At 73.2% G+C, this 22,915-nt stretch carries 20 protein-coding genes and 1 tRNA gene; 19 read left to right on the top strand and 2 right to left on the bottom strand.

Annotation, left to right across the window (positions count from 1 at the left end):
* Window positions 1-117 precede the first annotated feature (117 nt).
* The 17 genes from mihF (at window position 118) to pyk (ending at window position 19,904) form a co-directional block, all read left to right on the top strand.
* Window positions 118-444 (top strand): integration host factor, actinobacterial type, encoded by a 327-nt coding sequence (gene mihF / locus M4486_RS06155; RefSeq protein WP_152353058.1) that lies wholly within the window; start codon window positions 118-120, stop codon window positions 442-444.
* Window positions 441-1,043: a guanylate kinase gene (gmk, locus tag M4486_RS06150; protein ID WP_249480277.1), complete on the top strand. Its 603-nt coding sequence runs from the start codon at window positions 441-443 to the stop codon at window positions 1,041-1,043. Before mihF ends, gmk begins: the two co-directional genes overlap by 4 nt.
* A gap of 209 nt (window positions 1,044-1,252) precedes the next feature.
* Window positions 1,253-1,618 carry a DNA-directed RNA polymerase subunit omega gene (gene rpoZ / locus M4486_RS06145; RefSeq protein WP_152353056.1) on the top strand — a complete coding sequence of 122 codons (366 nt, stop codon included), beginning with the start codon at window positions 1,253-1,255 and terminating at the stop codon, window positions 1,616-1,618.
* Window positions 1,619-1,674: 56 nt separating this feature from the next.
* Window positions 1,675-2,979: a bifunctional phosphopantothenoylcysteine decarboxylase/phosphopantothenate--cysteine ligase CoaBC gene (gene coaBC / locus M4486_RS06140; protein ID WP_249480276.1), complete on the top strand. Its 1,305-nt coding sequence runs from the start codon at window positions 1,675-1,677 to the stop codon at window positions 2,977-2,979.
* Window positions 2,976-4,184, top strand: coding sequence for a methionine adenosyltransferase (gene metK / locus M4486_RS06135; protein ID WP_249480275.1), 1,209 nt, complete (start codon window positions 2,976-2,978; stop codon window positions 4,182-4,184). The genes coaBC and metK overlap by 4 nt, the downstream gene beginning before the upstream one ends.
* On the top strand, window positions 4,181-4,651 hold the full coding sequence (gene hisI / locus M4486_RS06130; protein ID WP_429798323.1) for a phosphoribosyl-AMP cyclohydrolase: 471 nt from the start codon (window positions 4,181-4,183) through the stop codon (window positions 4,649-4,651). The genes metK and hisI overlap by 4 nt, the downstream gene beginning before the upstream one ends.
* A complete protein-coding gene (locus tag M4486_RS06125; protein WP_249480274.1) occupies window positions 4,648-6,315 on the top strand; it encodes an anthranilate synthase component I in 1,668 nt (555 codons plus the stop codon). Before hisI ends, M4486_RS06125 begins: the two co-directional genes overlap by 4 nt.
* Entirely contained in the window at window positions 6,312-7,037 is a 726-nt protein-coding gene (locus tag M4486_RS06120; RefSeq protein ID WP_249480273.1) for a Trp biosynthesis-associated membrane protein, read from the top strand. Before M4486_RS06125 ends, M4486_RS06120 begins: the two co-directional genes overlap by 4 nt.
* Window positions 7,038-7,070: 33 nt before the next feature.
* Complete coding sequence (locus M4486_RS06115) at window positions 7,071-7,310, top strand: HGxxPAAW family protein (RefSeq protein ID WP_152353050.1); 240 nt, start codon at window positions 7,071-7,073, stop codon at window positions 7,308-7,310.
* 26 nt (window positions 7,311-7,336) lie between these two features.
* Window positions 7,337-7,735: a DUF2752 domain-containing protein gene (locus tag M4486_RS06110; protein ID WP_249480272.1), complete on the top strand. Its 399-nt coding sequence runs from the start codon at window positions 7,337-7,339 to the stop codon at window positions 7,733-7,735.
* Window positions 7,736-7,847: 112 nt separating this feature from the next.
* Window positions 7,848-8,717, top strand: coding sequence for an indole-3-glycerol phosphate synthase TrpC (gene trpC / locus M4486_RS06105; protein WP_249480271.1), 870 nt, complete (start codon window positions 7,848-7,850; stop codon window positions 8,715-8,717).
* Window positions 8,714-10,123, top strand: a complete 1,410-nt coding sequence (gene trpB / locus M4486_RS06100) for a tryptophan synthase subunit beta (protein WP_249480270.1) — start codon at window positions 8,714-8,716, stop codon at window positions 10,121-10,123. The genes trpC and trpB overlap by 4 nt, the downstream gene beginning before the upstream one ends.
* Complete coding sequence (gene trpA / locus M4486_RS06095; protein ID WP_249480269.1) at window positions 10,120-10,998, top strand: tryptophan synthase subunit alpha; 879 nt, start codon at window positions 10,120-10,122, stop codon at window positions 10,996-10,998. Before trpB ends, trpA begins: the two co-directional genes overlap by 4 nt.
* On the top strand, window positions 10,995-11,981 hold the full coding sequence (gene lgt / locus M4486_RS06090; protein WP_249480268.1) for a prolipoprotein diacylglyceryl transferase: 987 nt from the start codon (window positions 10,995-10,997) through the stop codon (window positions 11,979-11,981). The genes trpA and lgt overlap by 4 nt, the downstream gene beginning before the upstream one ends.
* A 195-nt stretch (window positions 11,982-12,176) precedes the next feature.
* Complete coding sequence (gene gltB / locus M4486_RS06085) at window positions 12,177-16,745, top strand: glutamate synthase large subunit (RefSeq protein WP_249480267.1); 4,569 nt, start codon at window positions 12,177-12,179, stop codon at window positions 16,743-16,745.
* Complete coding sequence (locus M4486_RS06080; protein ID WP_249480266.1) at window positions 16,738-18,216, top strand: glutamate synthase subunit beta; 1,479 nt, start codon at window positions 16,738-16,740, stop codon at window positions 18,214-18,216. Before gltB ends, M4486_RS06080 begins: the two co-directional genes overlap by 8 nt.
* 215 nt (window positions 18,217-18,431) lie before the next feature.
* Window positions 18,432-19,904, top strand: a complete 1,473-nt coding sequence (pyk, locus tag M4486_RS06075) for a pyruvate kinase (protein WP_249480265.1) — start codon at window positions 18,432-18,434, stop codon at window positions 19,902-19,904.
* Window positions 19,905-20,008: 104 nt separating this feature from the next.
* On the opposite strand, the gene M4486_RS06070 is transcribed toward pyk, so the two are convergent.
* A tRNA-Leu gene (locus M4486_RS06070) sits at window positions 20,009-20,091 on the bottom strand.
* Between the two features lie 201 nt (window positions 20,092-20,292).
* Here M4486_RS06070 and M4486_RS06065 point away from each other — a divergent pair.
* Window positions 20,293-20,952, top strand: coding sequence for an ANTAR domain-containing response regulator (locus M4486_RS06065; RefSeq protein WP_249480264.1), 660 nt, complete (start codon window positions 20,293-20,295; stop codon window positions 20,950-20,952).
* Window positions 20,953-21,042: 90 nt separating this feature from the next.
* Window positions 21,043-22,398, top strand: a complete 1,356-nt coding sequence (locus tag M4486_RS06060) for an ABC transporter substrate-binding protein (RefSeq protein WP_249480263.1) — start codon at window positions 21,043-21,045, stop codon at window positions 22,396-22,398.
* A 41-nt stretch (window positions 22,399-22,439) separates the two neighbouring features.
* Here M4486_RS06060 and M4486_RS06055 read toward each other — a convergent pair whose 3' ends face one another.
* Entirely contained in the window at window positions 22,440-22,895 is a 456-nt protein-coding gene (locus M4486_RS06055) for a hotdog fold thioesterase (RefSeq protein WP_249480262.1), read from the bottom strand.
* Window positions 22,896-22,915: the final 20 nt, after the last annotated feature.

The following is a 22,915-nucleotide window of genomic DNA, read 5'->3' as shown; positions in this document are numbered from 1 at the left end:
GGTCCGCGAGGATCCCTGGTGATCAGGACCCGGATGGTCGGAGGGCGCGGTGGGACCCGGTCCCCGGGACCCTGGCATCAGGACACCCGTCACCGAACCAAGAACTGAGGTACGACAGTGGCTCTCCCTCCTCTCTCCCCGGAACAGCGCGCCGAAGCCCTCAAGAAGGCCGCCGAGGCCCGACGTGAGCGCGCAGCCATCAAGTCCCGCCTGAAGGAGTCCACCGGCCGCCGCGGCGAGGAGATCGCCAAGGTACTCAAGGAGGCCGAGGACAACGAGGTGATCGGTCGTCTCCGCGTCGCCGCTCTCCTCGAGGCCCTCCCGGGCGTCGGCAAGGTCAAGGCGCAGCAGATCATGGAGGAGATCGGCATCTCGCCCTCGCGCAAGGTGCGGGGCCTCGGCTCCCACCAGGCGGAGAAGCTCATCGCCCATTTCTCCGAGTGACGGAGAGCGTCGCGGCCGGAGCCCCGCGCTCCGGCCGCGTCCCTGTCACGGTGCTCGCCGGCCCGACGGCCGTCGGCAAGGGCACGGTCTCGGCGGCGATGCGCGAGCGCTATCCCGACGTGTGGCTGTCCGTCTCGGCGACCACGCGCGCTCCGCGGCCCGGTGAGGTCGACGGCGTGCACTACTCCTTCGTCAGCGACGAGGAGTTCACCCGCCTGGTCGAGACCGGGCAGATGCTCGAGTGGGCGATCGTCCACGGGCGCAACCGCTACGGAACGCCCCGCGGCGCGGTGGAGCAGCGCGTCGCCGACGGCCGCCCCGTGCTCCTGGAGATCGACCTCGCCGGAGCGCGGCAGGTCCGCGAGACCATGCCCGAGGCGCTCTTCGTGTTCCTCGCCCCGCCGGACTGGGAGACGCTCGTCGAGCGGCTCGTGGGCCGCGGCACCGAGGACGCCGAGGAGCGCGAGAGGCGCCTGGCCACCGCGCGCGTCGAGCTCGCCGCCGAGAGCGAGTTCGACGTCACCATCGTCAACGACACGGTCGCCGACGCCACAGATCGTCTGGCCGCTCTCATCGGCGTCGCCCCGCAGCACGTCTGAGCATTCGGCCGGGAGCACCCCGCTGCACGCGCTCCGCGCAGGCCGGGGAGCGACTCCTCCGGACGGGGCGTGACGCAACCCGCCCGCCCCCCGCTCGCCAGCGCGCGGATCGGGGCGTATCCTGGGTGGTCGCATGCGGCGCGCTCCGCGAGCTCAGCTCACTGCCGGACCGGCAGCGCCGTGCACATCGTCAATCGAAGGGACCTTCCGTGTTCGGAACCGTCGCCCAGCCCGAGGGCATCACGAACCCGCCGATCGACCGCCTCCTCGAGGACGTCGACTCGAAGTACGCGCTCGTGCTCTACTCCTCGCAGCGCGCCCGCCAGATCAACGCCTACTACTCGCAGCTCTCCGAGGGCCTGCTCGAGTACGTCGGCCCCCTCGTGGACGTCGAGAACCAGGAGAAGCCGCTCTCCATCGCCCTGCGCGAGATCGACGAGGGCCTGCTGGTCGCCCGTGAGATCGACGAGGCCGAGCTCGAGGCCAAGAAGCAGGCCGAGTCGGAGTCCTCGCTGGCTCCTCTGCAGCTCGGCGAGGACGCGCCCGAGCCGCCGTCCACCGACTTCTCCTTCTGAGCACACTCGGGGGAGTCCCCTCGAGATCCGCCGAGCATCGCGAGGATCCTGCTGAGATGACCCAGATCGCCGATGGGATCCGCGGAGCCCGCGTCCTGCTGGGCGTGAGCGGCGGCATCGCCGCCTACAAGGCCGCGCACGTGGTGCGCGGCCTTGTCGCGTCCGGGGCCGACGTCCGCGTGGTCCCCACCGCCTCCTCCCTCGAGTTCGTGGGCGCCGCGACCTGGGAGGCCCTCAGCCACCACCCGGTCACCACGAGCGTCTTCGAGGACGTCGACGAGGTCGCCCACGTGCGGCTCGGGCAAGAGGCCGACCTCGTCCTCGTCGTCCCCGCGACGGCCGACCTGCTGGCCCGGGTCCGCGGCGGACGGGCCGACGACCTGCTGAGCGCGACCCTGCTCATGGCCGGCCCGCGGGCCCTCCTCGCGCCCGCCATGCACACCGAGATGTGGGAGAACCCGGCGACCCGCGAGAACGTGGCGGTGCTGCGCGAGCGCGGCGTGCGGGTCCTCGAGCCCGCCGTCGGCCGGCTCACCGGCCCCGACAGCGGACCCGGCCGCCTTCCCGAGCCGGAAGCGATCCTCGACGCCGCCCGCGCGCAGCTCACCGCCCCGCGCGACGAGCACGGCGCCGTCGTGCAGGATCTCGGGGGAGCGCGCGTGCTGATCAGCGCCGGCGGCACCCGCGAGGAGATCGACCCCGTCCGCTTCCTCGCCAACCACTCCTCCGGCAAGCAGGGCTTCGCCCTCGCGCACGCGGCCCTCGCGCGCGGCGCGGAGGTCACCCTGATCGCTGCGAACGTCGACCTCGAGACGCCGCCCGGCGCCCGCCGCGTGGAGGTCTTGAGCGCCGCCGAGCTCGCGGAGGCCGTCGCCGCCGAGCGCGAGGACGCCGACGCGCTCGTGATGGCCGCCGCGGTGGCCGATTTCACCCCCGCCGAGAGGGCCGAGGAGAAGATCAAGAAGACCGGTGAGGACGACGTCCCCGTCCTCGCGCTGCGCCGCACCGAGGACGTGCTCGCCGCGAGCGTGACGGACCGCCGGCAGCGTCGCGGCGAGGCCGGAGCTCCCGCGGGAACCCGCGTGAACCCGCATGTCATCGTCGGGTTCGCCGCGGAGACCGGGGGAGAGGGGCGCACCTCCCTCGAGCTCGCGCGCGAGAAGGCGCGCCGCAAGCAGGCCGATCTGCTGGTGTTCAACGACGTCAGCCGCGGGGTCTTCGGCGCGGAGGACACGGCGATCGAGATCCTGGACGCCGAGGGCGCGGACGTGGACCGCGCCGAGGGGTCCAAGACGGCCGTCGCCCACGCTGTGCTCACGCAGGTCGCGAGCAGGCTGGGCAACGTACGCTGGACCCCATGACATCGCACGACCTGCGCAGCTTCACCTCCGAGTCGGTCACCGAGGGGCACCCCGACAAGATCTGCGATCAGATCTCCGACGCCATCCTCGACGACATGCTCGGCCAGGACACCGGCGCGCGCGTCGCCGTCGAGACCATGGTGACCACGGGGCTCGTCCACGTCGCCGGGGAGGTGCGCACGTCGGGGTACACCGACGTGCAGCGGATCGTCCGCGACGTCATCCGCGAGATCGGCTACGACTCCTCCGCGAAGGGCTTCGACGCCGACAGCTGCGGCATCGAGGTCTCCATCGGCTCGCAGAGCCCCGACATCGCCGCGGGCGTCGACACCTCCTGGGAGCGGCGCGACGGCGGCTCCGCCGAGCGCTTCGGCGACCTCGGCGCGGGCGACCAGGGGCTCATGTTCGGCTACGCGTGCTCGGACACGCCGACCCTCATGCCGCTGCCGATCCACGCCGCCCACCGCCTCTCCTCGAACCTCTCCGAGGCGCGCCGCAGCGGAGTCCTGCCCTACCTGCGACCCGACGGGAAGACCCAGGTCACCATCGGCTACGACGAGCACGACGTCGCCCGCAGCGTCGAGGCGGTCGTGGTCTCCACCCAGCACGACGAGGACGTCGACATCGCCGCGCAGCTCGACCCCGGGATCCGTCAGGTCGTCATCGCCCCCGTCCTGGAGGAGCTCGAGGGCATCGGCCTGGACACCTCCGAGGTGCGCTTCCACATCAACCCCTCCGGTCGCTTCGTCGTCGGCGGCCCCAAGGGCGACGCCGGCCTCACGGGCCGCAAGATCATCGTCGACACCTACGGCGGGATGGCCCGCCACGGCGGCGGCGCGTTCAGCGGCAAGGACCCCAGCAAGGTCGACCGCTCGGGCGCCTACGCCATGCGCTGGGTCGCCAAGAACGTCGTCGCCGCGGGGCTCGCGAAGCGCTGCGAGGTCCAGGTCGCCTATGCGATCGGCGTGGCCGCGCCCGTGGGCCTGTACGTCGAGACCTTCGGCACCGGCACCGTGCCCGACCACCAGATCGCCCGCGCCATCGAGAAGGTCTTCGATCTGCGTCCGGCCGCGATCATCGACGCCCTGGACCTGCTGCGCCCCATCTTCACGCTGACCTCGGCCCACGGCCACTTCGGCCGCGAGCTGCCCGAGTTCACCTGGGAGCGCACGGACCGTGCCGACGAGCTCGCGAGGGCGCTGTGAACGACGCCCCGGCACTCGACCCGGCGATCGCGCAGCGCCTCGCCCACGACGCCGCGGGCCTCGTGCCCGCCGTCATCCAGGACCACGAGGACGGCCGCGTCCTCATGGTCGGCTGGATGGACGACGAGGCCCTGCGCCGCACCCTGACCGAGGGCCGCGTGACGTTCTGGTCCCGCTCGCGCCAGGAGTACTGGCGCAAGGGCGACACCAGCGGGAACGTGCAGTACGTGCGCTCGGCCGCCCTCGACTGCGACGGCGACACGCTGCTCGTCCAGGTCGATCAGATCGGACCGGCCTGCCACCGCGGCACCGACACCTGCTTCGTCGGCGGCGAGCTCGGCGTCCGCGTGCTCGCGGAGGCCGAGCGCACACCGGCCGCAGACGCCGCCGGGCCCACCACGGCCACCGCCGCGACCGCCACCGCGACCGCCACCGCGCACCGCCCCGAGGAGGACACCGAGGGATGACCACGACCGATCAGCCGCTCCCGGATCGCACTCGTCCATCTGCCCCCGGGGGGCCGGCAGCGGTCCCCGAGGGGTCCGCAGCGGCCTCCGAGGGCACCGGCGCAGGAGCGTCCTACCCGGAGCTCGTCGGCGGGATCGAGGGCGATGCCCTCGGGGTGATCCAGCCCGATCGCGAGACCTTCCGGGCGCTGGCCGCCCAGCAGCGGATCGTCCCCGTGACCCTCCGCGTGCTCGCCGACGAGGACACCCCGCTCACGCTCTACCGCCGCATCGTCGACCAGGAGGACCCCCGCGGCACCTTCCTGCTCGAGAGCGCGGGGGAGGGCGAGGCCTCCCGCTGGTCGATCATCGGCGCCCGCGCCCGCGCCGTCCTCACCGAGAAGGACGGCCAGGCCCACTGGATCGGCGACGTGCCCGCGGGCGTCCCCGAGGACGGCGACCCGATGCAGGCCCTCGCCTCCGTCGCCGACGCGTTCCGCTCCGCGCGCCTCCCGCAGCTGCCGCCCTTCACCGGCGGACTGGTCGGCGTCGTCGCCTACGACGCCGTGCGCCACTGGGAGAAGCTGCCCGACGCACCGCCCGACGAGATCGGCGTCCCCGACCTCTCGATGATGCTCGCCCAGGACGTCGCCGTGCACGATGCGCACGACGGCACCGTGCTGCTGGTCGCCAACGCCCTGAACCTCGACGGCACCGACGAGCGCGTCGACGAGGCCTACGACGACGCCCTCGCGCGGTTGGACGCCCTGCGCGGCGCGCTGCACCGTCCGCTGCCCGCCCGCCCCGCCGTCTACGACACGGTCCGGGAGGTCGAGCCCAAGCCCCGCACGGCCGAGCTGGAGTACCAGGAGTCCGTGCGCGAAGCCGTCCGCGACATCGTCGACGGCGAGATCTTCCAGGTCGTGCCCTCGCAGCGCTTCTCTCTGCCCACCGCCGCGGATCCGCTGGACGTCTACCGGGTGCTGCGGCGCATGAACCCCAGCCCGTACATGTACCTGCTGCGGACCGTGGACGGCGACGGCGCGCCGATCGACGTGGTGGGCGCGAGCCCCGAGGCGCTCGTCACCGTGCGCGGACGCACCGCCGGCACGCACCCGATCGCCGGCTCGCGGCCGCGCGGGGCGACCCCCGAGGAGGACTCGCGCCTCGCGGAGGAGCTGCTGGCCGACCCCAAGGAGCGCAGCGAGCACCTGATGCTCGTCGACCTCGCGCGCAACGACCTGCAGAAGGTCTGCGAGCCCGGCAGCGTCACCGTGCGCGACCTCATGCACATCGAGCGCTTCAGCCACATCCAGCACATCTCGAGCGACGTCACCGGCACCCTGCGCGCCGACGCGAGCGCATGCGACGCCCTGCGCGCGACGTTCCCCGCCGGCACGCTCTCCGGGGCGCCGAAGCCGCGAGCGATGCAGATCATCGACCGGCTCGAGCCGGTGCGCCGCGGGGTCTACGGAGGCACCGTGGGGTACATCGACTTCGCCGGGGACATGGACATGGCCATCGCGATCCGCACCGCCGTCATCAAGGACGGCACCGCGCACGTGCAGTCCGGGGGCGGGATCGTCGCCGACTCCGATCCCGTGACCGAGCACCGCGAGTCCCAGACCAAGGCCGCCGCCGCCCTCCGCGCGGTCGCCTCCGCGCAGACGGTGCGCGACGCATGAGGGCGCTGCTGACCCGGCGCAGCCTCGTGCTCGCCGCCCTCGTCATGTCCCTCGCGCTCGCGGGGATGACCCGCGCGACCTGGACGACCGCCCTGGCCGCCGGCTTCACGGGCGCGAAGCAGAGCGTCGACGTCACCGGGCAGGACGCCGCCCCCGCGGTGCTCGCCCTCGCCCTCGTGGGCGGCGCCGCCGCGGTCGCGACGACCCTCGCCTCGCGCTGGGTGCGCTTCATCACCGGGCCCGTGCTGATCCTCGTGGGCATCGGCGCCGCTGTCTCCTCGATCAGCGTGCGCGCCGATGCCGTGAGCGCCTCGACCTCCGCGGTCGCCGAGGCCACGGGCGTGGTCGGCGGCTCGGTCGACGCCGAGGCGAGCATCTGGCCGCTCGTGGCCCTCATTCCCGCCGCGCTGCTCGTGGTCGTCGGCGTGCTCGTGCTGGCCGTCGGGGGGCGCTGGCCCCGGCGCCGCTCCCGCTACCAGCGCGACGCCTCCCGCGAGGTCGCGCCCGCCGAGCTCGACCCCTCCGACGACCCGGCGGCGGCCTGGGACGCGCTGAGCCGCGGCGAGGATCCGTCCGATGCGGCGGTCGAGGAGCCCTCCGCCGATGCTGCCGGCGGTGGGGTCCACGACCCGTCCGACGAACCGGCCGACGATACGGCCGAGCACCCGTCCGACGACACACGGACCGAGCCGCCGGGCGACTCCGGGCGCGTGGCAGAATAGGGCCATCCGCCCCCTGCACACGAGAGGTCACCCATGCCCCGCACGTACGCCGTCCCGCCGCCGCCCCCGCACAACGAGGGCAGCACCGTCGCCGCTTGGGTGAACACCGTCGGCTGCGTCCTCGGGGCGATCGTCGCGGCGCTCGGCATCGTGCTCGGCGACATGCCGATCATCATCGGCGGCGCGGCCGTCGTGGTGATCACGATGATCGTGAGCTTCGTCCTGCGCCTCGCGGGCTTCGGCCAGAAGCGCACCCGGGCCTCGGCGCAGTGACCCGGCGGGCCGGCGCCCGGGGAGCGGTGCTGCCGCTCGCCCTGGCGGCGGCCGCGGCCGCAGCGGCGATCGGGGTGCAGGCGGTCTTCGACCCCTTCACCCAGGACGTGCCGCTGTGCCCCCTGCACGCGCTCACCGGCCTGGACTGCCCGGGCTGCGGCGCCACCCGCGCCGTGCACGCGCTGCTCGCGGGCGATCCGCTGCTGGCCCTGCACAGCAACGCGCTGATCGTGCTGGCCATGCCCGTCGTGCTCGCCCTCTACGTGCGCTGGATCGTCGACCGCGTCCGCGGGCGCGGTCGCATCATCGATCCGCCCAAGGGCATGCTCCTCGGGCTGGGCGCCCTGGTGGCCGTCTTCACGATCGCCCGCAACCTCCCGGGCCTGGAGTTCCTCTCCGCGCCCTCGCTGGTCCCCGGGGCCTGAGCCCCGCGAGGCCGGCACGCAGCACCGGCGCCGAACGGGCACGCGGCCCGTCGGCGCCGCATCCGCATCGTCCGCGCAGACCAGGCTCCACGAGCCGGGACCAGGAGGGTCCGTGACAGCGACAGGCACCGTCCTCGACAGCATCATCGAGGGGGTCCGCGAGGACCTCGAGACGCGCCGCGCGCAGCTCCCGCGCCCCGCCCTCGAGCGCCTCGCCGCGCAGACCGCCCCCGCCCGCGACGCCCGCGCGAGCCTGGAGGGCGACGGCAGCACGCTGGGCCTGATCGCCGAGGTCAAGCGACGCAGCCCCTCGAAGGGCGACCTCGCCGAGATCGCCGATCCCGCCGCGCTCGCCCGCATCTACGCGGGCGCCGGCGCGAGCGCGATCAGCGTCCTCACCGAGCAGCGCCGCTTCGGCGGCAGCCTCGCCGACCTCGACGCGGTCCGCGAATCCGTCGACGTCCCCGTGCTGCGCAAGGACTTCACCGTCGAGGACTACCAGGTGCTCGAGGCCCGCGCCCACGGGGCGGACCTCGTGCTGCTCATCGTCGCGGCCCTCGACGACGCCCTCCTGAAGGACCTGCACGACCTCACCCGCGAGCTCGGCATGCAGGCGCTCGTGGAGACCCACACCGCCGCGGAGCTCGAGCGCGCCCTCGCCCTGGACCCCGCCATCGTGGGCGTGAACGCGCGCGACCTCACCACCCTCGACGTGCACCTGGACCGGGCGACCGCGCTGCTCGGCGACATCCCCTCGGGGATCCTCGCGATCGGGGAGTCCGCGGTCGCCTCGGTCGCCGACGTCGAGTCCTACGCCCGCGCCGGGGCCGACGCCGTGCTCGTGGGCGAGGCCCTCGTGACGGGGCCCGACCCCCGCCGCAGCGTCGAGGAGTTCCGATCCGTCCGCCGCCACGGCCGCGCCGTCGGCTCGAGCCCGAACGCGGCCGGCACCAGCACCACGACCCCCGGAGGCGACGCATGAGCCAGAGCCTGTTCCCGCGCCCGGACACCCCGCTGCGCAGCGAGGCCGGCCCCTACTTCGGCGACTTCGGCGGGCGCTTCCTGCCCGAGGCGCTCGTGCCCGCGCTCGACGAGATCCGCGAGGCCTACGAGAAGGCGATCGTCGACCCCGACTTCATCGCCGAGCTCCAGCGCCTCTCCCGCGAGTACACGGGCCGCCCGTCCCTGCTCAGCGAGGCGCCGCGGTTCTCCGCCCTCGCCGGCGGCGCCCGCGTGCTGCTCAAGCGCGAGGACCTCAACCACACCGGCAGCCACAAGATCAACAACGTGCTGGGCCAGGCCCTGCTCACCCAGCGCATGGGCAAGACCCGTGTGATCGCCGAGACCGGCGCAGGCCAGCACGGCGTCGCGACCGCCACGGCGGCGGCCCTGTTCGGCCTGGACTGCACGATCTACATGGGCGAGGAGGACACCGAGCGCCAGGCGCTGAACGTGGCCCGCATGCGCCTGCTGGGCGCCGAGGTCGTCCCCGTGACCCACGGCTCGCGCACCCTCAAGGACGCGATCAACGAGGCCTTCCGCGACTGGGTCACGAACGTCGAGACCACCCACTACCTGCTGGGCACCGTGGCCGGCCCCCACCCGTTCCCCGTGATGGTCCGCGACTTCCACCGGGTGATCGGCGAGGAGGCCCGCGAGCAGGTCCTCGAGCGCACGGGCGCCCTGCCCGACGCCGTCGTCGCCTGCGTGGGCGGCGGCTCCAACGCGATGGGCATCTTCCACGCCTTCCTCGACGACGCCGACGTCCGGCTGATCGGCTGCGAGGCCGGCGGGGACGGCGTCACCACCGGCCGCCACAGCGCGACCATCGGCGGCGGCAGCCCGGGCGTCCTCCACGGCGCCCGGAGCTTCGTCATGCAGGACGACGACGGCCAGACCATCCCCTCCCATTCGGTGAGCGCGGGCCTGGACTACCCGAGCGTCGGCCCCGAGCACGCCTGGCTCGCCGAGATCGGCCGCGCCGAGTACCGCGCGATCGACGACGACGCGGCCATGGACGCCTTCGCCCTGCTCTCCATGACCGAGGGCATCATGCCCGCGCTCGAGTCCGCGCACGCCCTCGCCGGGGCGCTCGCGCTGGGCCGCGAGCTCGGCGAGGGCTCCACCCTCCTGGTGAGCCTCTCGGGACGAGGCGACAAGGACGTGGACGCCGCCTCCCGCTGGTTCGGACTCCTGGACGATCCGTCCGACGGGTCCGACGGGTCCGAAGGGTCCGACGGGTCCGACGGCGCCGCCGCTCCTCGCGGCGACCTGGCCGCCCTGCGCGACCTCGCCCGCAGCACCCTGCCCACCGACCGCGCCGCCGCACCGACGGCCACCGCCGCGGCCGATCCCGCAACGCCCCTCACCGAGGAGGAGAACCGATGAGCACCACTGCGCGGCTGCGGGCCGGAGACGTCCTCGAGCGCACGCGCGAGGAGGGCCGCCCCGCGCTCGTCGGCTACCTGCCCGTCGGCTTCCCCGATCAGGAGCGCTGCATCCAGGCGGCGCGCACCCTGGTGGACAACGGCGTCGACGTGCTCGAGCTGGGGCTGCCCTACTCCGACCCCGTGATGGACGGGCCCGTCATCCAGCAGGCCGCGACCGCGGCGCTGGCCGGCGGCACCCGCACCCACCACGTCCTCGAGGCCGTCGAGGCGCTGCGGGGGAGCGGCGCGGCCGTCCTCGTGATGACCTACTGGAACCCCGTCCTCGCGCAGGGCGTCGCCTCCTTCGCGCAGCGCCTCGCCGCCGCGGGCGGCGCCGGGCTCATCACCCCCGACCTCATCCCCGACGAGGCAGGGGACTGGCTCGCCGCGAGCGAGGAGGAGGGGCTGGACCGCGTGTTCCTCGTGGCCCCCAGCTCCCCGCGCGAGCGACTCTCGCACGTCGTCTCCCACGCGTCCGGCTTCGTGTACGCCGCCTCGACCATGGGCGTGACCGGCACCCGCGACTCCGTCGGCGAGGCCACCCGGGGGCTCGTCGAGCGCACCCGCGCCGCGGGCGCCCGCAACGTCTGCGTCGGCCTCGGCGTCTCCACCGGGACCCAGGCGGCGGAGGTCGGCGCCTACGCCGACGGCGTCATCGTCGGATCGGCCTTCGTCAAGGCGCTCATGGAGGACCTCGCCGCGGCGGGAGCCGACGGGGCGGACCCCGGGGCGGAGGCCTCCCTCGATGCCGCTGTGCCCATGCCACGCCTCGCGGCGAAGGCGCGGGAGCTGCGCGAGGGCGTCGAGAGCGCCCGGAGCGGAGTGCGCGCATGATCCTCGCCGACATCCCCAGCCCCACGATCTCCGCGATCCACCTGGGCCCCCTGGAGATCCACTTCTACGCCCTGTGCATCCTCGCCGGCATCGGCGTCGCCCTCTGGTGGGCCACCAAGCGCTGGGAGTCTCGCGGGGGCAAGGGCGAGGACATGTTCGACATCGTCTTCGCCGCCGTCGTCGCCGGCATCATCGGCGCGCGCATCTGGCACGTGCTCTCCTCTCCCGCCCCCTACTTCGGGGCCGACGGGAACCTCCTGGACGTGCTCAAGATCTGGCAGGGCGGCCTCGCGATCTACGGCGCCGTCGCCGGCGGGGCCGTGGCCGTGTGGTTCATGGCCCGCCGCAAGGGCATCTCCTTCGTGGCGCTCGCGGACACGATCGCACCGACCCTCATGGTCGCCCAGGCGATCGGCCGTCTGGGCAACTGGTTCAACCAGGAGCTGTTCGGCCCGCCGACGACTCTGCCGTGGGGACTGGACATCTCCTGCGTCCAGAACGGCGGCACCATCCCCGGCTGCGTGCCCGGCACCTACCATCCGACGTTCCTCTACGAGCTGCTGTGGAACCTCATCGGCGTGGTCGTGCTGCTCGCGATCGCGAAGCGACTGCAGCTGGGCGGGGGCCGCGTGTTCTGGCTCTACGCCGCGATCTACTCGGCCGGCCGCGCCTGGATCGACGCCATGCGCACCGAGCCCGTGGCGATGATCGGCCCGCTGCGCATCCACACCGTGCTGGCCCTCGTCGTCCTCGTGGTCGCGATCGTCGTGCTCGTGGTGCTCACCCGGCGCAGGCGGCGGCGCGGGGGAGAGGTCCTCGCGGCCGACGGCTCGTGGACCCTGCCCGTCGCGTCGCCGGCGGGCCCGTCGGCCTCCGCGGAGGGGTCGGCCCCCGCGGACCCGTCGGCCGCTGACGGTGCCGACGGTGTCGAGCGGACCGTCGCCCCCGATGCGCGCCGCGGGCGGCGCAGGCGCCGCGACTGACCCGGCGCCCCGCGGGGCGCACGCCCGGCGGACGGGCGTCTCACGATGCGACTGCTGAGATTCCGCACGACGGACGCAGGCAGTACGCTGTCCCGACGGCAATCGGGGCCCCGGGCGGCCCCCTGCCCTCCGGGACCCGCGTCGCGGCCCCTCTGCGGGCCACGGTCCACAGCACCGGCCCCGGAAGGAACGCCCATGATCCCCCTGCGTTCGCGGTTCTCCGCGCAGCCCCCGGCCACCGGCCTGTACAGCCCCGAGGACGAGCACGACGCCTGCGGCGTCGCCATGATCGCCACTACGCGCCGCACCCCCGGGCACGTCATCATCGAGCACGCGCTCACGGCGCTCGAGAACCTCGACCACCGCGGTGCCGTCGGCGCCGAGGAGACCACCGGCGACGGCGCCGGGATCCTCCTGCAGGTGCCCCACCGCTTCCTCTCCGACGCGGCGGCCGAGGCCGGGGCCGAGCTCCCCGCGCCGGGCGCCTACGCCGTCGGCCAGGCCTTCCTCGCCCAGGACCCCGATGCGCGCGCCCTCGAGGTGGAGCGCGTCGAGCGCATCGCCGAGGACGAGGGCCTGCGCGCGATCATGTGGCGCGACGTGCCCGTGGTCGACGGCCTCGTCGGCCCCAGCGCCCGCGCCGCGCAGCCGCACTTCGCGCAGGTGATCCTCGAGGACGCCGCGCACGAGCGCACGGGACTCGATCTCGAGCGCGCCGCCTTCGCCGTGCGCCGCCGCGTCGAGCACTCCACGGGCGCCTATTTCGCGAGCCTGTCCACGCGCACGCTCGTCTACAAGGGCATGCTCACCACCACGCAGCTCGGCGAGTTCTACCCCGACCTGCGCGATCCGCGCCTCGAGTCGACCGTCGCGATCGTCCACTCGCGCTTCTCGACCAACACCTTCCCCGCCTGGCCGCTCGCGCACCCCTTCCGGATGCTCGCCCACAACGGCGAGATCAACACCGTGGTCGGTAACCGCAACCGCCTGCGCGCGGCGGAGGGGCGCCTGGCCTCGCCACTGTTCGGCGAGGACCTGGGCCGCCTGCTGCCCGTGAACTCGGCCGGCGCCTCGGACTCCGCGAGCCTCGACGAGGCCCTCGAGCTGCTGAACCTCGCGGGCCGCTCCGTTCCCCACGCGATGATGATGCTGGTCCCGGAGCCCTGGGAGAACGACACCTCGATGGACCCCGACCTGCGGGCGTTCTACGAGTTCCACGCGATGATCCAGGAGCCCTGGGACGGCCCCGCCGCGCTCGTCTTCACCGACGGCGACATGGTGGGCGCGAAGCTCGACCGCAACGGCCTGCGGCCGCTGCGCTACTGGGTGAGCGACGAGGGCCTGGTGGTCCTCGGCTCCGAGGCCGGCATGATCGAGATGGAGCCCGAGCACGTCGCACGCAAGGGTCGTGTCGCCCCCGGCGAGATGTTCGCCGTCGACCTGGTCGGCGGTCGCGTGCTCACCTCCCACGAGGTCAAGGACGAGGTCGTCGCGAGCCGCCCCTGGCGGCGCTGGCTCTCCGAGCAGAAGGTCGACATCGCCGATCTCCCGCAGCGCGAGCCCATCTGGCACTCGCGCTCCTCCGTGGTGCGCCGCCAGCAGACCTTCGGGTACTCCGAGGAGGAGCTGCGCATCCTGCTCGGTCCGATGGCGGCCAAGGGCGCCGAGCCCATCGGGGCGATGGGCACCGACACCCCCACGGCCGTCCTCTCGGACCGCCCGCGCCTGCTCTTCGACTACTTCACCCAGCAGTTCGCCCAGGTCACGAATCCGCCGCTCGACTCGATCCGCGAAGCCGTGGTCACCAGTCTGGGAGTCGCGATCGGCGAGTCGCGCAACCTGCTGGACGCGACCGCGCTGCACGCGCGCCAGCTGTCCCTGCCCGCGCCCGTCATCGACAACGAGCAGCTCGCCCGGATCCTCACCATCGACTCCGATCCCGGGACCGCGGACTTCCACACCACCCGCCTGCGCGGCCTGTACCGCGTGAGCGGGGGAGCCTCCGCCCTCGAGGAGCGCATCCAGGAGATCTGCGAGGAGGCGGTGCGCGCGATCGACGACGGCGCGACCTTCCTCGTGCTCTCCGACCGCGACTCCAACGCCGAGCTCGCCCCGATCCCCTCGCTGCTGCTCACGAGCGCCGTGCAGCACCACCTCATCCGCACCGGCCGGCGCACCCGCGCCGCCCTCCTGGTCGAGGCGGGCGACGTGCGCGAGGTCCACCACGTCGCGCTGCTCATCGCCTACGGCGCGAGCGCCGTGAACCCCTATCTCGCCATGGAGAGCGCCGAGGACCTCGTCGGTCGAGGGGTCGTCGGCGACATCAGCGGCGAGCAGGCGGTCGCGAACCTCCTGCAGGCCCTCGCCAAGGGCGTCCTGAAGATCATGTCGAAGATGGGCATCTCGACGGTCGCCTCCTACCGCGGCAGCCAGCTCTTCGAGGCCGTGGGCCTCTCGCGCGAGCTCGTCGAGCGGTTCTTCCCGGGCACCACCAGCCGCATCGACGGCATCGGGCTCGACGTCATCGCCGAGGAGAACGCCTCCCGCCACGCCCTCGCCTATCCGCGAGACGGCCTGCGCAACGCCCACCGCCGCCTCGACGTCGGCGGGGAGTACCAGTGGCGCCGCGAGGGTCCGCCGCACCTGTTCACGCCTGAGACGGTGTTCCGCCTCCAGCACTCCACGCGCTCGCGGCAGTACGAGGAGTTCCGCCGCTACACCGAGCTCGTCGACGACCAGTCCACGCAGCTGATGACCCTGCGGGGCCTCATGCGCCTGCGCACGGACGAGGCCTCCCCGGTGCCGCTGGAGGAGGTCGAGCCGGTCTCCTCGATCGTGAAGCGGTTCATGACCGGAGCGATGAGCTACGGCTCGATCTCCCGCGAGGCCCACGAGACCCTCGCGATCGCCATGAACCGCCTGGGCGGCATGTCGAACTCGGGGGAGGGCGGAGAGGAGCCCGACCGCCTCCATGATGCCGAGCGCAACAGCGCCATCAAGCAGATCGCCTCGGGCCGCTTCGGCGTGACCAGCGAGTACCTGACCTTCGCGCGCGACATCCAGATCAAGATGGCGCAGGGCGCGAAGCCCGGCGAGGGCGGCCAGCTGCCCCCGGAGAAGGTCTACCCGTGGATCGCCCGCACCCGGCACTCCACGCCCGGCATCGGCCTCATCTCGCCGCCGCCGCACCACGACATCTATTCGATCGAGGACCTCGCCCAGCTCATCCACGACGCGAAGTCCGCTAACCCTGCGGCCCGCGTCCACGTGAAGCTCGTGTCCCGCTTCGGCGTGGGCACGGTCGCCGCGGGCGTCTCCAAGGCCCACGCCGACGTCGTCCTGGTCTCCGGGCACGACGGCGGAACCGGCGCGAGCCCCCTGAACTCCCTCAAGCACGCGGGCACCCCCTGGGAGCTCGGCCTCGCCGAGACCCAGCAGACCCTGCTGCTCAACGGCCTGCGGGACCGCATCACCGTGCAGGTCGACGGGCAGATGAAGACAGGGCGCGACGTCATCATCGGCGCGCTCCTGGGCGCCGAGGAGTTCGGCTTCGCGACCGCCCCGCTCGTGGTCTCCGGCTGCATCATGATGCGCGTGTGCCACCTGGACACCTGCCCCGTGGGCGTGGCCACCCAGAACCCCGAGCTGCGTGCGCGCTTCACCGGGCAGGCCGACTTCGTGGTCACCTTCTTCGAGTACATCGCCGAGCAGGTCCGCGAGCACCTCGCCTCCCTCGGACTGCGCTCGCTCGACGAGGCCGTCGGCCGCATCGACCTGCTCGACGTCGAGGACGCCCGCCGCCACTTCAAGCAGCAGGGCCTCGACCTCGCGCCGGTGCTCGCCGCCCCCGAGGTCTTCGCGGGCGACCACGTGCGCCGCATGCGCGGTCAGGACCACTCCCTGGAGAAGGCGGCCGACGTCCCCTGGATCGCCGCCGCCGAGCCCGCGCTCGAGCGCGGGGAGGCCGTCGTCATCCGCGATCGCGTCCGCAACGTCCAGCGCACCGTCGGCACCCAGCTGGGCCACGAGGTCACCCGGCGCCACCGCGCCGAGGGGCTGCCCGAGGACACCATCCGCCTCGAGCTCGAGGGCACCGGCGGCCAGTCGCTCGGCGCCTTCCTGCCGCGCGGCATCACCATGGAGCTCACGGGCGACGCCAACGACTACGTCGCCAAGGGCCTCTCCGGCGGCGTGGTCGCGATCGGCCACGGCGAGGGCACCCCGTCGTCGCTGACCTCCGCGACCATCGCCGGCAACACCTGCGGCTACGGCGCGACCAGCGGCAAGCTGTTCCTCGCCGGCGCCGCGGGGGAGCGCTTCGGCGTGCGCAACTCCGGCGCCACGATGGTCGTCGAGGGCATCGGCGACCACGGCGCGGAGTACATGACCGGCGGCGCCGTCGTCATCCTCGGCGCGACCGGCAGGAACCTCGGCGCCGGCATGAGCGGCGGCACCCTGTTCGTCCTCGACCTCGACGAGAGCGACCTCAACCCCGCCGACGCCGCGACCTTCGAGATCACGCCCGTGCGCGAGGACCACCGCGAGTTCGTGCTCGAGGCCGTGCGCGAGCACGCCCGGCGCACCGGCTCCGACCGGGCCCACGCGCTGCTGGCGGACGAGGACGACCTGATCTCGCGCCTCGTCGAGATCGCCCCCCGCGCGTTCCTGCGCGTCACCGAGATCCGAGACCGCGCCCAGGAGGCCGGCATCGACCCCGATTCCCACGAGGTGTGGAACGAGATCCTGGAGGGTTCCCATGGCTGATCCCCGCGGCTTCCTGAAGACCCGCGACCGCGAGCTGCCTACGCGTCGGCCCGTGCCCCTGCGCCTCATGGACTGGCGCGAGGTCTACGAGTCCCGCGAGCAGGGTCGGCTCGGCGTCGTCTCCCGCCAGGCGGGCCGCTGCATGGACTGCGGCATCGCCTTCTGCCACCAGGGCTGCCCGCTGGGCAATCTGATCCCCGAGTGGAACGAGCTGGTCTACCGCGAGGACTGGCGGGACGCCTCCGAGCGCCTGCACGCGACCAACAACTTCCCCGAGTTCACCGGACGCGCCTGCCCCGCCCCGTGCGAGTCCAGCTGCGTGCTCGGCATCAACCAGCCGCCCGTGACCATCAAGAACATCGAGGTCTCGATCATCGATCGCGCCTTCGACGAGGGCTGGGTGACGCCCCAGGAGCCCGAGCGTCAGACCGGCCGCTCGGTCGCCGTCGTCGGCTCCGGGCCCGCGGGCCTCGCCGCCGCGCAGCAGCTCACGCGCGCCGGCCACTCCGTGGTGGTCCTCGAGCGCGACGACCGCATCGGCGGACTGCTGCGCTACGGCATCCCCGAGTTCAAGCTCGAGAAGCGCCACGTGGACCGCCGCCTCGAGCAGATGCGCGCCGAGGGCACCCGCTTCCGCACCGGAGTGGACGTGGGCGGCGACGACGAGGGCGCGATCAGCATGGAGCAGCTGCGCCGCCGCTTCGACGCCGTCGTGCTCGCGACCGGTTCGCAGATCCCGCGCGAGCTCCCGGTGCCCGGGCGCGAGGCCGCCGGCATCCACCCCGCCATGGAGTACCTCACCCAGGCGAACCGCCGGGTCGAGGGCGACGAGGTCGCCGACCAGATCAGCGCCGAGGGCAAGGACGTCATCGTCATCGGCGGCGGCGACACCGGCGCCGACTGCCTGGGCACCGCCCTGCGCCAGGGCGCCCGCTCCGTCACCACGCTCGCGATCGGCTACCAGCCGCCCACCGAGCGCGACGAGGCCCACCCCTGGCCCACGCACCCCGTGCTCTTCGAGGTCACCGGCTCCCACGAGGAAGGAGGCGAGCGCAGCTACCTCGCCTCCACGACCGGCTTCGAGGTCGGCGAGGACGGCGCGGTCACCGGCATCCGGGTGGCGCGCACGAGCGTCCAGGACGGCCGCCGCGTTCCCACGCCGGGCACCGAGAAGGTCCTTCCCGCCCAGCTCGTCCTCATCGCGATGGGCTTCACCGGCCCGCGCCGCGAGGGAGCGCTCGAGGAGGCCGGCGTCGCGCTCGACGACCGCGGCAGCATCGTGCACGACGAGACCTGGCGCACGAGCGCCGACGGCGTGTTCACCGCGGGCGACTGCGCACGCGGGCAGAGCCTCATCGTCTGGGCGATCGCCGAGGGCCGCTCGTGCGCGGCCGCCGTGGACGCCCACCTGATGGGATCCACGGCCCTCCCGCAGCCCGTCGAGCCCCACGCCCGGGCCCTGTCCGTCTGACCCGGAGGCCGTCGGCGGTCGCGCCGGGCGCGCTGCCCCGGATCGTTCGCCCGTGCTCCGACCGCTGGCCGGTCGCACCGCCCGGCTCCGCCGCGCGGACAGTACACTGGACGGCGACGGATCACAGCGGTGCGACCCGTGGCAGCGCGTTGCCCGGATGCACCCCGCTGCGACGGGGATGCGCGCCCCCACTTACCTCCGATAGATGGGTTGACATGCGAAAAGCCAAGATCGTCTGCACACTGGGCCCGGCGACGAGCTCGTATGAGCAGATCCGCACGCTGATCGACGCCGGGATGAACGTGGCCAGGATGAACCTGAGCCACGGCACCCACGACGACCACGAGAAGGTCTACGCGAACATCCGCCGCGCAGCCGATGACCTGGGGCGCAACGTCGCGGTCCTCGTCGACCTCCAGGGACCCAAGATCCGGCTCGGGAACTTCGCCGACGGCCCCCATCGCCTCGAGGTGGGCGATGAGTTCACCATCACCACCGAGGACGTCGAGGGCACCAAGGAGCGCGTCTCCACGACCTTCAAGGGCCTGCCCGGCGACTGCCGTCCCGGCGACGTCCTCCTGATCGACGACGGCAAAGTGTCGGTGCGCGTGACCGACGTGTCCGACACCGAGGTGCGCACCGTCGTCGAGGTCCCCGGGCCCGTCTCGAACCACAAGGGCATCAACCTGCCCGGCGTGGCCGTCTCGGTCCCCGCCATGAGCGAGAAGGACATCGACGACCTGCGCTGGGGCCTGAACCTCGGCGCCGATCTGATCGCCCTGTCCTTCGTGCGCGACGCGCACGACATGGACGACGTCCTGCGGATCATGCAGGAGGAGGGCCGCCGGGTCCCGGTCATCGCCAAGATCGAGAAGCCCCAGGCCGTGAGGGCGCTGCGCGCGATCGTCGGCGCCTTCGACGGCATCATGGTCGCCCGCGGCGACCTCGGCGTCGAGCTGCCGCTCGAGCAGGTTCCGCTCGTGCAGAAGCGCGCGATCGAGCTGGCCCGCCGCAACGCCAAGCCCGTCATCGTGGCCACACAGGTCCTCGAGTCGATGATCGAGAGCCCGCGCCCCACCCGCGCCGAGGCCTCGGACTGCGCCAACGCCATCCTCGACGGGGCCGACGCGGTCATGCTCTCGGGCGAGACCAGCGTGGGCAAGTACCCCTTCGAGGCCGTGCGCACCATGGCGCGCATCGTCACCAACACGGAGGAGAACGGCGCCGACCGCATCCTCCCGCTGGGCACCATCCCGCACACCCGCGGCGGCGCCATCACCCGCGCGGCGGCGGAGATCGGCAGCCAGCTGTCCGCCCAGTACCTGGTCACCTTCACCGAGTCGGGGGACACCGCGCGCCGTCTCGCACGCCTGCGCCCGTCGATCCCCCTGCTCGCCCTCACCCCGTACGAGCACGTGCGCCACCAGCTCGCACTCTCCTGGGGCATCGAGGCGCACCTCGTGCCGATGCAGAAGAACACGGACGAGATGGTCCTCGTCGTCGACGAGCTGCTGCGCGAGCACAAGGGTCTGCAGAAGAACGACCTGGTGATCGTCGCCGCCGGCTCGCCCCCCGGGGTCCACGGCTCCACGAACACCCTGCGCGTGCACCGCATCGGAGACCTCGACGGCACCGAGTCCGCACGGATCGAGGCCGACCGCATCGCCTCCGGCACCCAGGAGTCCTGAGCCCCTCCCCGGAGGCCCGGAGGCGCATCCGTCGCGCACCACGAAGGGCCCCGTCCCGGATCCGATGCTCGGATCCGGGACGGGGCCCTTCGTGCGTCCTCGCGTACCGGGTGCGGGACTCGAACCCGCACGCCCTTGCGGACAGCGCATTTTGAGTGCGCCGCGTCTACCATTCCGCCAACCCGGCGCGTCCGCGGGGGAGAGGGGCGCGGGAGCTCCCGTGACCCTGCTCGCCGTGCGGACCCGCGTGATCGCTCACGACGGGCCCTCGCGGGACAGCTGGTCTAGGATAACGCGTGTGCGACGCGCGCCGAGCGGGCGTCGCGACCTCATGCATCAGCGCCCCGGCCAGCACCGGAGCGAGCCACAGGAAGTGAGCGCGTACCCCATGAACGATGTCACCCCCGACGAGGTCCCCCTCGATCTCGATGCCAAGGCTCCCGAGGAGGAGGCCCCTGCGAAGGGCCGTCGCACCGCCGTCGTCGCGGAGGACGAGAGCCTGATCCGGATGGACATCGTCGAGACCCTCACCGAGGCCGGCTTCGACGTCGTCGCCGCCGTGGGCGACGGTGTGAGCGCCGTCGAGAAGACCCGCGAGCTGCGCCCCGACATCGTCGTGCTCGACGTGAAGATGCCCAAGGCCGACGGCGTCACCGCCGCCGAGAAGATCGGCGAGGACAACCTCGCGCCGGTCGTCATGCTCACCGCCTTCTCTCAGGGCGAGCTCGTCGAGCGGGCCCGCGACGCGGGCGCCATGGCGTACGTCGTCAAGCCCTTCACCGCGGCCGATCTGCTGCCGGCGATCGAGATCGCGATCTCCCGCCACGCCCAGATCGTCGAGCTCGAGAACGAGATCGAGGACCTCGGCGAGCGCTTCGAGACCCGCAAGCGCGTGGACCGCGCGAAGGGCCTCCTGCAGACCAACATGGGACTGAGCGAGCCCGAGGCCTTCCGCTGGATCCAGAAGACGTCCATGGACCGTCGTCTGACCATGCGCGAGGTGGCCGACGCCGTCGTCGATCAGCTCGGCGGGCGCGGCAAGGACTGACGAGGACCCCACGGCCCGCCGTCCGCGGCGGACCGTGGACCCTCCGCTCGCCCACGACCCCGCAGCCCGAGTCGCGAGAGAGGCCGCCGCATGAGCATCTCCCGGCGCGCTCTCGCGCGCTCGCTCGTCGCCGGCGCCCTCGGCACCACCGTGCTCGCGGGCTGCAGGATCGGGCCCCTGGGGCGGGACGACCCGACGACTCCCGCCGCGGGCGAGCTCTCGGAGACCATGCCGGACGAGCCCCTGCGCATCGGCGCGATCCTCACCACCGCCGGCCCCGTCGGCCAGGCGCATCCGCAGGTCATCGCCGCGATCAACCAGGCCATGCGCGAGATCAACTACGACGGCGGCGTCTTCGGGCGCGAGGTCGAGCTGCTCGAGCCGCGCATCGTCGAATCCGCCGACGACGACCTCGGTGCGATCGCCGAGGAGCTCGCCGCGGACAGGGCCTCCGCCCTCGTCCTCTCGGTGGACGACGCCCAGCTCGTCACGCACCTCCAGGCGATCGCCGACACCGGGATGGCGCTCGTCTCGCCGACCTCCACCTCCACGCGCGTGCGCTCGGGCGCCGCCGGGTCCGGTCTGCTGACCCGGCTGGCGCCGACGCAGGAGGCGATCGCGCGCCACCTCGTGGAGGAGTCCGTGGGCCTCCACCCCCAGAAGGGCGGCGCACCGGGGACGATCGCTTTCCTCGGCACGGATGACGAGGCGTCGGAGAACCTCCGCGACCAGCTCACCACCCAGGGGAGGCCCCACGGCGCGAAGCTCGTGCTCGAGGAGACCTACCCCTTCGGGAAGCTCGGGGACGCGAAGGCACGTGCGAAGAGGATCGCGAAGGCGAAGCCCGCGATGCTCGTGCTCACGGGCGGCGAGGAGACCGGGACCCTGCTGGGCGCCCTCCACCACGAGCTCGCCGACGACGACGGCCGGCCCCGCTTCGACATCGCCGTGCGGCTCCCGGGCCTCGGTGCTCGCGATCACGCTGGCGAGCACCTGCCGAAGGAGACGCTCAAGGGGGCCCAGGCGATCCAGGCCGGGGGAGCGGTGTCCGAGACCTTCCGCCTGATGATGCTCAATGCCGACTCGGACCTGGTCGAGCTCGGCCCGCCCGCCATGGGCGCGGCCACGCAGGCCTACGACGCGGTGGCGCTCCTGTGCCTCGCGGCCCAGCAGGCGCTCTCCCTGGAGGGGACGACGATCGCCGGCGCCATCCCGGATCTGCTAGACGGGGAGACGGAGTGCGCCGACGTCGGCGAGTGCGTCGACCAGCTGCGCTCGAGCCTGCAGTACGACGAGACCGCCTCGATCGCCTATGCGCTCGCGACCGGTGATCTCGCCCTCGGCAAGGAGGGCGACCCCGTCTCCGGCGCGCTGCGGACCTTCACCTTCGCCGAGGACGGGGCGATCTCCGCGCCCACCCCCGCGACCTTCGACCTCTCCGGGTAGGCGGGGATCCGGGGAGACGGGGCTGGGCCCCGCCCCGGGTCTCAGCCCCGCGGCGGCAGCAGCATGGTCGAGACCTGGATCGTGGACAGCAGGCGCTCCTGCTCGTCGACGACCTCGACGAGGTAGGAGGCGACCTGCCGGCCCAGGTGCAGGGCCCGGCAGTGCGCGGTGACGATCCCGCTGCGTCCCGAGCGGTGATGGGTGGCGGAGATCGAGGTGCCCACCGCCAGCGCCTCGTCGCCGTGGACGGCGCGGGCCTGCAGAAGGGCGGCCATCGAGCCGATGGTCTCGGCCAAGGCGATCGTCGCGCCGCCGTGGAGGAGACCGGCGGGCTGCAGATTGCCCTCGACGGGCATCGTCATCTCCCCGCCGTCGGGCCCCAGACGCACGCAGCGCATGCCCATGGTCTCGCTCAGGGTGCCGTGCAGCGCGCCCGCGGCGAGCGCGGCGGCGGCCTGATCGTCGGCGGATGTCTCGTGGGGATCCGTGGAGGTCATGGGGCCAGAGTGCCACAGCG

Source organism: Brachybacterium kimchii (assembly GCF_023373525.1).
Classification (GTDB): Bacteria; Actinomycetota; Actinomycetes; order Actinomycetales; family Dermabacteraceae; genus Brachybacterium; species Brachybacterium kimchii.
This window is presented reverse-complemented; position numbering and strand designations above follow the sequence as displayed.